Here is a 14469-nt window from a genome sequence, read left to right as displayed (position 1 = left end):
CGCCCGGTGAGCCCCGAGGACCTGGTGGCCGCCCGGACCGGACGTCACTGCCTGGCCCTGCCCTCCAACCGGCTCGGCCTGTATCTCGCGCTGCGGCACTGGTGCGCCCCCGGCCAGCGGCTGCTCATGTCGCCGATCTCCGCCGACGAGATCCTGTTCCTGGTGCTGGCCGCCGGGCTGCGGCCGGTCATCGCGCCGCTCTCCCCCGACGACGGCAACATCGACGTCGACGCCGTCGATCTCGACCTGGTGGACGCCGTGCTGACCACCAACCTGTACGGCCTGCCGGACCGGGTGACCGCGTTCGCCGGCAAGACCGTGATCGAGGACGTCGCGCACGCCATGGAGAGCACGGTCGAGGACAGGCCGCTCGGCACGTTCGGGGTGGCCGGGGTGTTCAGCCTGTCCAAGCACGCCGGGGCCGGGTCGGGCGGGGTGCTCGCGGTCGAGCACCGGGCCGATCTGCGCGCGCTGGAGGCCGAGCGGGACCGCCTGCTCCAGCCTCGGGTGCTCGCGGCCGAGATCCGCACGGTGCTGGCCTCCGTGGTCAAGCACACGGCGGTCCGGCTCAACCTGGTCAGACCCGCGCTGCGGGTGATGCGCGCGCTGGGCATGGAGGAGCGGCGCGAGGGCCACCGGATCGCGCCGCGCCCCGAGAACCTGGTCACGGCGCTGAGGCAGGTGCCGGAACTGCCGCCCTTCGACACGTGGGTCCAGGCGGACCTGCACGACTACCGGGCCAGGCGGGGCCGGATCTCCCGCTGGTACCAGTCCAGGCGGCTGCGGACGCTGCCGGGGCAGCGGGCCCGGCGGATCGCCGGGGTGGCCGCGCTCGCCGAGCTGCCCACGGCGGCCGGGGCGGTACGGAGACGGCTGGACCAGCCGCTGTTCCGGGTGCCGCTGCTGGTCGCCGACCGGGAGGCGGCGATCGTGGAGCTGGAGCGGCACGGGGTGGCCACCGGCTATCTCTACGACCCGCCCTACGACGACTATCTGCCGGGCTTCACCGATCCCTCGCCGGAGCCCGAGGTGGCGCGGTGGTGGGGACGGCACGTGCTGCCCGTCGACCCGCTCTACGCCCACCGCGCCCTGCCGGTGGTCGGAGATCTTCCCCCGGCCCCTCCGCCGCCCGTACCCCGAACCGTTCGACCAGCTCGGCGACGACGGACACCCCCCGTCTGACCTCGGCCAGCGAGGCCGAGCCGTAGCCGATCACGAGACCGTGCCTGGCGGGGACGCCGTGGTGGTGGCGGTCGGCCGTTTCGAGCAGCACGCCGCGCGCGGCCGCGGCCTCCACCAGGGGGCCGACCGTGTGCCGGGGCAGCTCGACCATGACGTGCAGCCCGGCGGTGTCGCCGGTGACCCGGGAGCCGAGGAGGTCCACCACCACGGCCCGGCGGCGCGCGTACTCCAGGCGCATCCGGCGCAGGTGCCGGTCCAGATCGCCCCGCTCCAGGAGCACGGCCACCGCCTGCTGCACCGGGCCGCCGGTACGGTCGGCCAGGTCGTCGCGGGTTCCGGCGACGGCGGCGAGGAGGTGGGGCGAGGCGACCAGCCAGCCGACCCCGACGTCGGGGGCCAGCGACTTGGACAGCGTGCCGAGCAGGATCACCCGGCCGGGGTCCAGGCCGTGCAGGGCGGGCAGCGGGGCGACGTCGTAGCGGAACTCGGCGTCGTAGTCGTCCTCCACGACGAGCGCCCCGGTACGGCGGGCCCAGGCGATCAGGCGCTCCCTGCGCGGCACCGGCAGGCGCCCGCCGAGAGGGTACTGGTGTGCCGGGGTGGTGTAGAGGACGCGCAGGTCGTCGGGGAGCCCGTGCACCACGACGCCGTCGGTGTCGACGGGGCACGGCACGACCTCGGCGCCCCGCGCGGCGAAGACGTTCCTGGCGACCCGGTAGCCGGGTTCCTCCACGCCCGCCCGGTCGCCGGGCCGCAGGAACGTGGCGGCGACCAGGTCGAGGCCGTTGCCGGTGCCCCGGGTGACCATGACGTGCTCCGGCCCGACCGCGACCGCCCGGACCCTGCGGAGATGCCCGGCCAGGGCCTCGCGGAGCCTGGGCAGGCCGTAGGGGTCGGGGTCGTCTCCCGGGGGCAGGTCGGCCGCGGCGCGCCACGCCCTGCGCCAGGCCGCCTTGTCGTAGTCGCGGACCCACGGCCTGCCGGGGCGCAGGTCGACCTGCGCCCCTGCGGCGGAGGCGCCGGGGACGGGGAGCGCGGAGGCGCCGGGGAGGGCGGGGAGGACCGAGCCGCTGGGAAGGGCGGGGCCGGCCAGGTCGGCCACGTAGGTGCCGGAGCCGTGGCGGCCGTCGAGCCAGCCCTCGGCGTAGAGCTGCCCGTACGCCTCGGTCACCACGGTGCGGCTGACCGCGAGCCGGCGGGCGAGGGCACGGGTGGAGGGCAGCCGCTCGCCGGAGGCGAGGGTGCCGTCGCGCATGGCCGCGCGCAGCCGGTCGCCGAGCTGGACGCTCAGGGGCGTGGCGGCCTCGCGGTCCACCGAGAGGGGCAGGTCGACGGGGGTACGCGGCAAAGTGGTCTCCCAAAAGCAACAGGAAGTGGACATGTTTTCCATATCCACTTCTCTCTAGATTAGAACCATGCTCTCCACGACTCCCCGTACCGCTCTCGCCCGCTCCAAGGAGCGGGGCCGTACCGATCGCGCGGACCTGTACGCGGTGCTGGACGCCGGGCTGGTCTGTCATCTGGGCGTGGTGGTCGACGGGTCCCCGATGGTCGTGCCCACCGGCTACGGCCGGATCGGCGACACCCTCTACCTCCACGGTTCGACCGGCTCCCTCTCCCTGCGGGGTACCGGCGAGGTCTGTGTCACGGTGACCCACCTGGACGGCGTCGTGCTGGCCAGGTCGGTCTTCCACCACTCGATGAACTACCGCTCCGCCATGATCTACGGCCGCCCCCGGCCGGTGCGTGACGAGGAGGAGCGGCTGGCGGCCCTGCGGGCGATCACCGAGCAGCTCGCCCCGGGACAGTGGGACGCCGCGCGCCCGCCGAACCGGAAGGAGCTCGCGGCGACCGCCGTACTCGCCCTCTCCCTGGCCGAGGCGTCGGTGAAGGTACGGCAGGGACCGCCGAGCGACGAGGAGGAGGACTACGCGCTGCCGATCTGGGCCGGGGTGCTGCCGCTTCACCAGTCGTGGGGCGCCCCCGAGCCCGACCCCGCCATGACCGCGGACCTGGACGTCCCCGAGCACATCGCGTCCCGATCGGCACCGGCTCTCCCCGCGTCCCGAGACTGATTTGTGATTTGTGCGCGGAATTTTGCGATCTATGACTAAGCTACGGTCCGTCTGTTATGGGTGGGGGCCCAGGCAACTGAGGAGACCGCTATGTACGGCACGCCATCAGGCTGGCGCGTCCCCGGATACACCGAGTTACGCGAGCTGGGGACGGGTGCGGCCGGACGCGTGGTGATGGCGCGGCACGACGCCGACGACGTCCTGGTAGCGATCAAGTATCTCTCCGACGAGCTCAGGGGCGACGTCGGTTTCGTGGCCCGCTTCCGGCACGAGGCGCGGGTGCTCAACACCCTGGACAGCCCGCACGTCGTGCGGCTCTACGACTACATCGAGACCGGCGAGGGCGCGGCCATCGTCATGGAGCTGGTCGACGGCGTCGCGCTCCGCGCGATCCTCCGTTCGGAGGGGCCGACCGGCCCCGAGGCGGCGCTGGTCGTGCTCAAGGGCGCCCTGATGGGACTGTCCACAGCCCACGTGGCCGGTGTCGTGCATCGCGACTTCAAGCCGGAGAACGTGATGGTCGAGGCCGACGGCACGAGCAAGCTCGTGGACTTCGGCATCGCGATCCGCTCGGGGGACGGGGACACCCCGGCGGGCACGCCGCCCTACATGGCCCCCGAGCAGTGGACCGGCGCCCCGGCCGGGCCGTCCACCGACGTCTACTCCGCCACCGCGGTGTTCTTCGAGTGCCTGACCGGCACCCGGCCCTTTCGCGCGACGAACATCGCCGCCCTGGCCAGGCAGCACCAGATCCTGCCACCGCCCGTGGAGGAGGTGCCCCCCGCCCTGCAGGGCCTGGTCGAGCGGGGGCTCGCCAAACATCCGGCCGACCGTCCGCCGACCGCCGCCGCCTTCCTCGCCGAGCTGGAGGCCGTGGCCGCCGACGCCTACGGGGCGGACTGGCACGAGCGCGGCCGTCGCCGCCTGGCCGGGCTCGCCGCGCTCCTGCCCGCGCTGCTCCCGCTGGACACCGGCAAGCCCGGGGCCGACACCTCGCTGGCCGAGACACGTCTCGGCGGGCACGGGGGCACCTCCGCGCTGAGCAGGCTGAGCGTCAAGATCCTGGTCGGCGTCGGCTGTGTCGCGGTGATCGGCGGGGTGACCGCGGTGCTGGTCGCCTCCGGAAAACCCACCGAGATCAAGGCGCAGAGCCTGATCACCTCGCCGAGCCCGGCCCCCTCCGACCCGGTGGAGTCGATCATCCCCCCGGAGACCGACGAACCCACCCTGGATCCCTCGGCGGACCCCTCGGCGGAGGAGAGCACGCCCAAGCCGGCGCCGACGGCCGCGCCGACCGCGAGCGCACCCGCCACCCTGCCGACGGTCTCGCCCACCAGGAAACCGGCCCCGACGCCCAAGCCGACGCCGACCCGCACCAGGAAACCGGCGAAGAACCCGACGAAGCCGCCCTCCCCGACGCCCACGGAGGAGGAGAGCTCCCCGCTCGGCAATCCGGATCCCCCCTCGCCGCCGACGCCCCCCACCCCCACCCCGACCAGGTCGACGACCGCCCCCGTCCCCACCCCGACGGTAAGGCCGACGCGGCCCACCCCCACCCCCTCCACCTCGCAGAGCACGTCCGGCGAACCGTCCGGGACCCCCAGCGGCGGGGGTGAGCAGCCGCCGACGCTGACCGACCCGCCCTCGCCCCCGATCGAGACGGCCCCCTCGGCACTCCTGGCCCTCGGACTGGTGACGAGCGGCGCCGTTCCGTTCACACTGGCGGTGAAACGCGGCTTAGCCGGTCGGCATCGAAGGCGGCGGTAGACGGCGGGACGGGCACAAGATCATGAATACTGACCGGGGGAACGTCGCCGGATTCCGGCTGACCGGCCGGAGCCGCTCCGACGAACTGGGCACCTGGTCGTCGGCGATGACGCCCGGCGGGCGGCCGGGCGGCGCGCTCAGGTTCGATCCGCGGTGGATCTCGGATCCGGCGGCCCGCGACCGGCTGGTCGCGGCCGTGGTCGCGGACCGTGAACTGCTCCGGGGCGGTCTGACCGGGCTGGTCCCGGTCGCCGACCTGATCGCGGCCCGGGACGAGGTCTGGCTGCTGACCTCGGAGCCGGCGAGCCCGACCGTGGCCGATCTGCTCACCGCGTCCCCGGGGTCTCCGGGCGCCCCCGGGCCCGACGCGGGCGCGGCGGCCACCGTGCTGCTGGAGACCGCGCGGACGCTGCTGGCCCTGCACGCAGCCGGTCTCTCCCACGGGGCGCTGCGCCCCGGCACCGTGGTGATCTCCGCCGACGGGTCGGCGCTGCTCGCCGCACGGGGGCTGGCCGACGCGCTGAACGGGCGCCCCTCCCCCGCCGAGCACGACGTGGCGGCCTGGGCCTCGTTGGCCCGCGAGCTGGCCGCGAGCTGGGCCGCCCCCTTCCCCCGGGGCGCCGAGGTGCTGGAGCGGGCGGCGGCGACGGCCTCCCTCCACGGGCTCGCCGCGGCCCGCGACGCCCTGCTCGCCGGACGCGACCTGCTGCCGGGGTTCCCCGCGCGAAACGGGCTGGTGGATGTGGCGCGGCACTGGCCGGGCCACGAGGCGCCCGCCCAGGCGGCGCCCCCCGCCCCGGTGGCGCCGCCGCCGGACGAGGGGGAGATCGTCACGCTGCTGCACGTCCCCAGGACCGGCGAGATCCACGCCGGGCACCCCGGAGGCGGCGCGAACACCGGGAGCCCGGGGTACACCGGAGGCGGCGCGAACGCGGGGAACACCGCGAACACCGGGACCACGGGAGAGGCCGTCGTGCGTTTCGGCCCGGGGGTGCCGACGGAGACCACCGCGGCGCAGATCTGGCGGGCCGGCCGGGACCAGCAGCAGACCGTCCCCCCGTCCGACCGGCTGCGCACCGTGGGCGCGCCCGCCAGGCGACGCCGGCGCCGTACGGCTCTCGCCTCGGTGATCCTGGCGCTGATGATCGCGGGCGCCCTGGCCGTCTGGCTGCTGCGGGGCCAGACGGCCCCGCTGGCGGTCAGCGAGGTGCGGGCGACCGCGCCGAAGAAGGCACAGGGGTGTGACACGACCGTCAGGATCATGGGCACGATCACCACCAACGGCTCGGCCGGGGAGGTCCACTACCAGTGGAGACGGAGCGACCGTAAGGCCCCGATCGAGCAGACCGACACGGTGCCCGCCGGGGAGACCTCACACGAGGTGAGCCTGGAGTGGACGGTCAAGGGTGAGGGGAGTTTCAAGGGCACGGCCACCCTGCGGCTGCTCTCTCCGCTACCGCCGGGCGGGAAACTCCAGGACAAGGCGAGTTTCACCTACAGGTGCCCGTGAGGCCCCAAGGTCCACAATGCATGGCAAACCGGTTCTTACTACTCTGACGGCCATGACCACGCAGACCCCCGCCGGCTGGTACCCCGATCCCTACGGTTCACCGCAGCTGCGGTGGTGGGACGGCAACCAGTGGACCGATGCCACGCACCCGGCCGACGCCCCCGCCGGTCCGGCCGCACCGGCCGGACCACGGGCGCCCCAGACCGGCGCCTTTCCCCAGCAGCCGGCACCGCCGTCCGCGCCGGTCGGCCCCGCCGGACCGGCCGGACCCATGAGTTCCACCGGAACCGCCGGGCCCATGGGCCCCACAGGCCCCACAGGGGCCCCTGGGGCGCCGGAGAGCGCCGGGGGGCCGACAGCCACCGGAACGTGGCCCTCGCCCGCCGGACCCCCTCAGGGGCCGATGGCGACGCGGCCGGAGCAGCCGCACTGGGCCGGCGGGGTCCCGGCCGGCGGCACGATGCGGCTGCCCGCCGGAGGGTACGGCCTCCCCGCCGGCCCACCACCGCGTAAGAGCAGCCCGTGGCCGTGGATCCTGGGGGGCGGCGGGGTGGTGATCCTGATCGTCGGGATCGTGGTCGCGGCCATGTTCCTGGTGAACCCCCGGGGCCGGGCGTCCGCCGGCGACCCCACGCCGCCCTCGGTTCCGCCGACTCAGGAGGGGGTGCCCTCCCCCCAGACGTCCGAGCCGCCGTACACGCGGGAGCCTCAGGAGACCCCCCGGCCCGAGACCACGGCCGAGCTGCCCAGGCCGCAGGACGGGCGCATCCAGGACCCCGCGACCGGCATGTCCTACCTCTTCCCCGGCAGCCCGTGGCGGGTGCCCGTCGGTACGGGCACCGACCCGATCGGGTTCGTGTGGACCAGCGGGGCCGTGGCGATGTCCCACGAGGACTACGACGGCCGGGGCAACAACTGGCTCGGCAACGTCTTCACCGGTGAGCTTCCCGACAAGTTCGGCTACGACGGGGTCCGCAGCATGCACGGGGTCGCCGCGACGCTGCTGCACGCGGTCGAACCGACCTTCTACAGTCCCGCCCACGAGCGGAAGGTCGTCAAGGACAAGGCCGTCAAGGTGAGCGGCAAGGACGCCTGGGTGTTCACGTTCGACCTCGACTTCTCCAGGGAGGCCCGGGCCAAGGGCTGGAAGTGGAAGAAGGAACGGGCCACATTCGTGATCGTGGACCGGGGAGCGGGCAGGCGCCCGGCGCTGATGTACATGTCCGTGCCCGACAACCTCGACTTCTCGGTGGCCGACCGGGTACTCGACTCGCTCAAGATCTCCTGAAGGGAGTACTACCCTGAAGGCTATGAGTGACCTGCTGGTCTGGATCGACTGTGAGATGACCGGGCTCGACCTCGGCCGAGACGCGCTGGTCGAGGTGGCCTGCGTGGTCACGGACGGCGAGCTGAACCAGCTTGACGAGGGTGTGAACGTGGTCATCAAGCCCCCGCCCGAGGCGCTGGAGCAGATGTCGGAGGTGGTCAGGGAGATGCACACCGCCTCCGGGCTGCTGGAGGTGCTTGGCGGGGGCGTCACGCTGGCCGAGGCCGAGGCCCTGGTGCTCGACTACATCAAGGGCCACATCCCGGAGCCGAAGCGGGCGCCGCTCTGCGGCAACTCGATCTCCACGGACCGGTCCTTCATCGCGCGCGACATGCCGGGCGTGGACACGTTCCTGCACTACCGGATGATCGACGTGTCCTCGGTGAAGGAGCTCGCCCGGCGGTGGTACCCACGCGTCTACTTCGCCTCACCCGAGAAGCAGGGCGGTCACCGCGCGCTGGCCGACATCGTGGAGAGCATCAGGGAGCTGCGCTACTATCGCGCGGCGGTCTTCGTGCCCCAGCCCGGCCCCGACTCCGCCACCGCCCGCGAGGTGGCCGAGAGCGTCTCCACCCGCGTCACCTGAGCCCGCGCCGCGAAAACCGGGTGCGAAACGACTCCCAAAGACCGCTACACTTTTCATGTGCCGCCGCGGCGGACATGGTGGGCGTAGCTCAGTTGGCAGAGCGCTAGGTTGTGGTCCTAGATGCCGGGGGTTCAAGTCCCCTCGCTCACCCCGGAGAGAACGGCCGGTCCCTCGGGACCGGCCGTTCCACTTTTCCTCCGATGCGGACTTGCCCACCAAAGACTGATGTCGCAGGTTATGCTCACTGCTATCGCTACGCCGTGAGACCGGGGGTTTCGGCGACCTGACCGTGTTGCCTGCCCTCGGAGGCCGGATGAGAGTCGACGACGCACCGCTCGACGCCGAACCCAGAGTGGTGACGGGCTTGAGCAGGCGCGAGGCCGAGGTCATGGAGCTGATCGCCACGGGCTGCTCCAACGGGCAGATCGCCCAGCGTCTGTTCCTCAGCGAGAAGACCGTGAAGAACCATGTGAACAGGATCTACGCCAAGCTCGGCGCGGATTCACGGCTGACCGCGATCGAGCTCTGGCTGGGACGGACCACCGGGGAGGACCCCCGGCACCTCTGAACCCCGGGCGCGCCCGCGAGCCGGAGGCCGGCGGGCGTCCCGGCCCCTGGCCCTGAGCCAGGGGCCGGGATCACCCTCTACGCCGGGAGTTCCGGGTCCGGGTCCGGGGAGGTCTCCAGGACCCGCTGGAGGGCCGCCACGCCCTCCCACAGTTCCTCGGCGGTGACCGACAGCGCCGGGCGGAGCCGTACCGACCGCTCTCCGCAGGGCAGCACGAGCACCCCCTCGTCCTGCCTGAGCCGGCTGACCAGCCGGTCGCGCCGGGCGGCGTCCGGCAGGTCGAAGGCGCACATGAGACCGCGTCCCCGGGCGTTGCCGACCTGCTCGGGGAAGCGGTCCTGGACCTTCAGCAGCGCGGCGAGCAGCTCGTGACCGAGCTCCCCGGCGCGCCGGATCAGATCGTCGCGTTCGACGATCTCCAGCATCCGGCGGGAACGGACCATGTCCACCAGCCCACCGCCCCAGGTGGAGTTGATCCGGCCGCTGACCTGGAACACGTTGTCCGGCACCAGGCCGACCCTGCGGCCCGCCATGATGCCGCCGACCTGGACCTTCTTGGCGAAGGCCACGATGTCGGGGCGGAGGCCGAGCTGCTGGTGGGCCCAGGGGGTGCCGGTGATCCCCGCACCGGTCTGCACCTCGTCCAGGACGAACAGCGCGTCGTGCTCGTGGCAGAGGCGCTCCATGGCCTGCAGGAACTCGGCCCGCATGTGGTTGTCACCGCCCTCGCCCTGGATCGGCTCGGCGATGAAGCAGGCGATGTCGTGCGGATGGCGTTCGAAGGCCGCCCGCGCCTGGGCCAGCGCCCGCTCCTCGGCCGCCTCGACGTCGCCGTGGTGGATCGCGGGCACCTCGATCCGGGGCCAGCCGAAGGTCGGGAAACGGTCGGTCTTGACCGGGTCGGTGTTGGTGAGCGAGAGGGTGTAGCCGCTGCGGCCGTGGAAGGCGCGGGTGAGGTGGAGCACCCTGGTCCCCAGTTCCGCGGAGCGTCCCGCCGCCTCGTTGCGGCGGCTCTTCCAGTCGAAGGCGCACTTCAGCGCGTTCTCGACGGCGAGGGCCCCGCCCTCCACGAAGAACAGGTGCGGCAACTCCGGGTCGCCGAGCACCCGGGCGAAGGTCTCGGTGAAGTCGGCGAGGTGGCCGGTGTAGAGATCGGAGTTGGCGGGTTTGTTGGCGGCGACTCTGCCGAGCAGGGCCAGAAAGTCCGGATCGTCGTCGAACGGATTCACGCCGAGCGGGGCCGACGCGAAAAAGGTGTAGAAGTCCAGATAACTCCGGCCGGTGCGGGCGTCGACGAGCCGGGATCCCCGGCTCTGTTCGAGGTCCAGAACCAATCGGTAACCGTCGACCAGCAGATGACGGGCGAGACGGCCGTGCACGTCCATGTTCCCTCCACATTGGGTCAGGAGGATGATTCTCCGATGTTGACGCATCTATATGGATACATTACGTGCACGACCAGATTTTTCTGGAGATTATCCGGCAATCACGCGACACGAGGGGTGGTTCCCGAGGCTCCGGGTCCCTGGGAGCCGAGCGCCTTGACCCGGAAGGAGAGCACCACCAGGGAGATGCCGTACAGGATGGCCATCACGCCGATGAGCCAGATCACGGCCAGCGCGCCCGCGCCGGGCCAGATGAACAACAGGACGCCGAAGATCACCGACAGCACGCCGCTGACGATGAACATCCACTCGTTCGCCACGGTCCTGCGCACCCGGATGCCCGCCACGATCTCCAGGACGCCCGTGACGACGGCCCAGGCCGCGATGAAGAAGAGCAGGACGAGCGCGGTGATCCGGGGCCAGATGAAGACCGTGACGCCGAACAGGATGCTGACGACGCCGTAGAAGATCATCCAGCCTCGGGAGCCGGAGCCGTTCCCCCGGCCCGCGCCGAACAGGGCGAACACGCCGTCCACGATGGCGTAGGCACCGAAGACGACGACCAGCGCGAGGATGGTGATGGCCGGCCAGATGAGGGCCAGCACGCCGAACAGGATCGCGCAGATCCCCCGGACCAGATACACCCACCAGCTGCGAGACAGCTCTTCCATGCGACCCCCCGGTGCGATCGACCCCGTGTGTTCCGATCATTTCCCGAAGATCTCCAATACGACACCGTGATTCCGTCAAATCGGGTCTATCGCAGATTCAGGTGAATCACCCCGGAGAGGGCTTCCGGCCGCCCGGCCCCCTCCCGGGCCCGGCCTCCGACGCGCGGAACGGACCGGCCCGCTACCCTGCGGCGTAGACCACCAGGGAGACCGCGACGTACTGGACCAGGTAGGCCGCGACGGTCAGGGCGTGAAAGACCTCGTGGAAGCCGAACCAGCGGGGTGAGGGATCGGGGCGCCGCAGGCCGTAGACCACGCCGCCCGCGGTGTAGAGCAGCCCGCCGGCCAGGACCAGCAGCACCGCGACCGCCCCGGCGCCCGCCACCAGCTGGGGCAGCACGAAGACGGCCGTCCAGCCCAGGGCGATGTAGAGCGCCGTGGAGAGCCACCGGGGGGCCGAGGTCCACAGCACCCGGAACAGCACCCCGGCGACGGCCCCCGCCCAGATCACGGCCAGGACCACCGGGCGGGCCGGGCCGTCCAGGGCGAGCAGCGCGAAGGGCGTGTAGGTGCCCGCGATGATCAGGTAGATGTTGGCGTGGTCGAGACGGTGCAGCACCTCCTCCAGGCGCGGCGAGAGCGTGCCCCGGTGGTAGGTGGCCGAGATGCCGAAGAGCAGGCCCGAGGTGACGGCGTAGACCGCGGCGGCCAGCCGCGACTGCGGGGTGGGCCCCAGGGCGACGAGGACGAAGCCGGCGACGAGCGCGACGGGCAGGGCTCCGGCGTGCAGCCAGCCACGGAGGCGGGGCTTGCCCGCCCCTGGGAGGGGGGATCCCTCGGCAGCGGTCGTGGTCATGAACCTACGGTAACGTAAGTTACGGCACCGTAGGTTGTGATCCTCCTGACAGATTCGCCCGAGCCGGCGGCCCCGCCGTCACACCGGCTAGAGCGCCCGGAGGAAGCGGGCGGCGATGGGGACGGCCGCCTGGGCGCCGGTGCCGCCGTTCTTCACGAAGACGGCGAAGGCCGTGTCGCCCCGGTAGCCGATGAACCAGGCGTGCTCCCTCCCTCCCCCCGCCTCGGCGGTCCCCGTCTTGCCCGCCGTACCGGGGGGCAGCCCCCTGGAGGAGGCGGTACCGGCCGACACGACCGCCCTCATCATCGCGCGCAGGCCGGTGACCGCCTTCGCCGGCAGCGGGACCGGTCTGCCCTGCGGGCTCCCCGGGATCACGACCGGCTGGTGCCAGGAGCCGTCCTGTACGGCGGCGGCCGCCAGGGCCATGCAGAGCGGGCTGGCCACCACGGCCCCCTGGCCGATGGCGGCGGAGGCCAGCTGGTCGGCGCCCTCCGGGTGCCGGATCCTGCCGCAGACCCCCGGCCCCTCGATGTCCCTGTTGAAGCCGAACAGCCTGGCGGCCCGCACCAGGCCGCCGCCGTCCGGCAGCAGCCTGGCCGACTGCTCGATGAAGGCCGTGTTGCAGGAGATCGCGAAGGCGGTGGTCAGATTGATCGGCCCCGGGGCGCTGTGCCCCTCGGCGTTGCCGAACGGACGGCCGCCGGCGGGCGTGTAGGAGGCGGGGCAGTCCGTCGGGGAGTCCGGGGTCAGGCCGCCGACGAGCAGGGCGGTCGCGGTGATCACCTTGAACGTCGAGCCCGGCGGGTAGTAGCCGCGGAAGGCGTTCTGCCCGCCGTTCCCCCCGCCCAGCCGGTCGGCGACCGCCAGCACCTCACCGGTGTTGCTCCGCACCGCGACGATCGCGGCGGGCTGGGACACGCCGTCCAGCGCGCGGGCCGCGGCGGCCTGGACCGGCCGGGAGAGCGTGGTGGGAGTCCCCTTGACCTCCGGCGGCTGGAAGACCATCAGCTCCCGGCTCCCGCCGTCCGCCTGGACCGCCTCGATCGCGTAGCCGTTCCCGGTCGCCTGCCGGCCGTCGCCGAACAGGCCGAAGTAGCTCTCGGCGCCGCTGTCGTGCGGGATCGGGTCGCCGGAGCCGGTGACCGGCTCGGCGGCGGGGGCCTGGATCTCCTTGAACTCGATCCGCCCGCCGCCCGCGAGGGCCGGATGGATCGTCTCCGGCGCCCAGAGCACCCTCCAGCGCCCGTCCCGCAGGGTCAGCCGCAGCGTGGACTCGAACGGCCACTCGCCCCGGTTCCTGATCGTCCTGACCCCCTGGAACGGCAGCTCGGCCGTCTGCCCGTCCTGGCGCCTGAGCGTTCCGGGGGTGAGCCTCAGCGACTCGACGTCCAGGTCGCGGGCGAACGCGAGGTGCCGCTCGACGAAGTCGGCGGGCCGGTCGGCGACCAGGCCGCTCATCCCGGCGAGGTCGCTCCGCTCCCAGAGCGCCAGGTAGGCCCGGCCCGTCTCCCCGGGGTCGGCCGCCTCGGCGGCCCCCTCGGGACCGCCCGACCGCAGCAGGGCGTAGACGCTCACGCCGATGACGAGGAGCACTACGGCGATGAGCGTGAGGAGCGCTCGGCTACGCATACGGTTTCTCCCAAGGGTGTCCCCCCGGTTGTACCTCAACGGCGGTGGAAAGTAGGGCAAAAGTGATCAGGCGCCAACCTCGGGAACCGATGCCGGGCCGCTACCCGGTGAGCTTCGGCGAGGTCGACCTCCTGGGCGACCTCGACCGGCCCTCGGGGTGGGTGATCTCCAAGGACGGCGTGCCCCAGTCCTACGTGGACCTGGACGACCCCACCTACCTCGACTTCGAGTACGTGCGGCTGATGGCCGTCGTGATCGACCTGCTCGACGAGGGCCCGCTCTCCGCCGTGCACGTGGGCGGCTGCGCCTGCACGCTGCCCCGCTACGTCGCGGCGACCCGCCCGGGGTCGTGGCAGGTCGTCGCCGAGCCGGACGGCGGGCTCGTCCAGCTGGTCAGGGACCAGCTCAGGCTGAAGTCGGTGCCCCGGCTCAAGGTCAGGGTGCTCGACGGGCGTACCGCCACCGCCGCTCTCCCCGACTCCTCGGCCGACCTGTTCGTGCTGGACGCCTTCAGCGGGGCCACCATGCCGATCGACCTGGCCACCTGCGAGTACATGGGCGACGTGGCGCGCGTCCTGCGCCCGGCGGGGACCCTGCTGCTCAACGTCGCCGACGGCAAGGGCCTGGCCTTCGCCCGCCGGGTGCTCGCCACCGTCGGCGGCACCTTCCGTCACCTGGCTCTGCTGGCCGATCCCGGCGTCATGCGGGGGCGCCGCTTCGGCAACCTCATCGTCGCCGCCTCCCGCGTTGAGCTTCCCTTCGCCGATCTGACCCGCCGGGCCGCGGGCGGCCTCAACCAGGCCCGGTGCGTGTACGGCCAGGATCTGACCAGGTTCGTCGCCGGGGCGCCGCCGCTGCACGACGGCGACGCGGTCGTCATCCCCGTCCCCCCGCCGGAGGTGTTCGGCTGAGG

The 14469-nt window shown here is 72.7% G+C and carries 12 protein-coding genes, 1 tRNA gene and 2 pseudogenes; 10 read left to right on the top strand and 5 right to left on the bottom strand.

The window, feature by feature from the left end; translation table 11 throughout:
* Nucleotides 1-6: 6 nt before the first annotated feature.
* A pseudogene (locus ACWEF2_RS02515) lies at nt 7-435 on the top strand (DegT/DnrJ/EryC1/StrS family aminotransferase); the annotation flags it as partial.
* A 568-nt stretch (nt 436-1003) separates the two neighbouring features.
* On the opposite strand, the gene pdxR reads toward ACWEF2_RS02515, so the two are convergent.
* Nucleotides 1004-2530, bottom strand: a complete 1527-nt coding sequence (gene pdxR / locus ACWEF2_RS02510) for a MocR-like pyridoxine biosynthesis transcription factor PdxR (protein ID WP_453811234.1) — start codon at nt 2528-2530, stop codon at nt 1004-1006.
* Nucleotides 2531-2597: 67 nt separating this feature from the next.
* Here pdxR and ACWEF2_RS02505 point away from each other — a divergent pair, with 67 nt between their 5' ends.
* The 8 genes and pseudogenes from ACWEF2_RS02505 to ACWEF2_RS02470 all read left to right on the top strand — a co-directional run bounded on the left by ACWEF2_RS02505 (nt 2598) and on the right by ACWEF2_RS02470 (nt 9015).
* Complete coding sequence (locus ACWEF2_RS02505) at nt 2598-3257, top strand: pyridoxamine 5'-phosphate oxidase family protein (RefSeq protein ID WP_453811233.1); 660 nt, start codon at nt 2598-2600, stop codon at nt 3255-3257.
* Between the two features lie 90 nt (nt 3258-3347).
* Nucleotides 3348-5024, top strand: a complete 1677-nt coding sequence (locus tag ACWEF2_RS02500; protein ID WP_453811232.1) for a serine/threonine-protein kinase — start codon at nt 3348-3350, stop codon at nt 5022-5024.
* 22 nt (nt 5025-5046) lie between these two features.
* The gene (locus ACWEF2_RS02495; protein ID WP_453811231.1) at nt 5047-6534 is read left to right on the top strand and encodes a hypothetical protein; all 1488 of its coding nucleotides are present in this window, start codon (nt 5047-5049) and stop codon (nt 6532-6534) included.
* A 16-nt stretch (nt 6535-6550) separates the two neighbouring features.
* A pseudogene (locus ACWEF2_RS02490) lies at nt 6551-6688 on the top strand (DUF2510 domain-containing protein); the annotation flags it as partial.
* A gap of 249 nt (nt 6689-6937) precedes the next feature.
* Complete coding sequence (locus ACWEF2_RS02485; RefSeq protein WP_453811427.1) at nt 6938-7822, top strand: hypothetical protein; 885 nt, start codon at nt 6938-6940, stop codon at nt 7820-7822.
* Between the two features lie 22 nt (nt 7823-7844).
* A complete protein-coding gene (gene orn / locus ACWEF2_RS02480; RefSeq protein ID WP_453811230.1) occupies nt 7845-8447 on the top strand; it encodes an oligoribonuclease in 603 nt (200 codons plus the stop codon).
* 77 nt (nt 8448-8524) lie between these two features.
* Nucleotides 8525-8597, top strand: a tRNA-His gene (locus ACWEF2_RS02475).
* Between the two features lie 163 nt (nt 8598-8760).
* Nucleotides 8761-9015: a helix-turn-helix domain-containing protein gene (locus ACWEF2_RS02470; protein WP_453811229.1), complete on the top strand. Its 255-nt coding sequence runs from the start codon at nt 8761-8763 to the stop codon at nt 9013-9015.
* Between the two features lie 77 nt (nt 9016-9092).
* Here ACWEF2_RS02470 and lat read toward each other — a convergent pair whose 3' ends face one another.
* The 4 genes from lat to ACWEF2_RS02450 form a co-directional block, all read right to left on the bottom strand.
* A complete protein-coding gene (lat, locus tag ACWEF2_RS02465; RefSeq protein ID WP_453811228.1) occupies nt 9093-10400 on the bottom strand; it encodes an L-lysine 6-transaminase in 1308 nt (435 codons plus the stop codon).
* A 101-nt stretch (nt 10401-10501) separates the two neighbouring features.
* Nucleotides 10502-11071: an HdeD family acid-resistance protein gene (locus ACWEF2_RS02460; protein WP_453811227.1), complete on the bottom strand. Its 570-nt coding sequence runs from the start codon at nt 11069-11071 to the stop codon at nt 10502-10504.
* 181 nt (nt 11072-11252) lie between these two features.
* A complete protein-coding gene (gene trhA / locus ACWEF2_RS02455; RefSeq protein ID WP_453811226.1) occupies nt 11253-11927 on the bottom strand; it encodes a PAQR family membrane homeostasis protein TrhA in 675 nt (224 codons plus the stop codon).
* Nucleotides 11928-12014: 87 nt separating this feature from the next.
* Nucleotides 12015-13556 carry a penicillin-binding transpeptidase domain-containing protein gene (locus ACWEF2_RS02450; RefSeq protein ID WP_453811225.1) on the bottom strand — a complete coding sequence of 514 codons (1542 nt, stop codon included), beginning with the start codon at nt 13554-13556 and terminating at the stop codon, nt 12015-12017.
* 62 nt (nt 13557-13618) lie between these two features.
* Between ACWEF2_RS02450 and ACWEF2_RS02445 the strand changes: the two genes are divergently transcribed.
* The gene (locus tag ACWEF2_RS02445) at nt 13619-14467 is read left to right on the top strand and encodes a spermidine synthase (RefSeq protein WP_453811224.1); all 849 of its coding nucleotides are present in this window, start codon (nt 13619-13621) and stop codon (nt 14465-14467) included.
* The last annotated feature ends 2 nt before the right edge of the window (nt 14468-14469 follow it).

The sequence above is a fragment of the Streptosporangium sp. NPDC004631 genome (genome assembly GCF_053601935.1).
The sequence above is the reverse complement of the archived record's forward strand: the minus strand, read 5'-3'. Positions and strand labels throughout refer to the sequence as shown.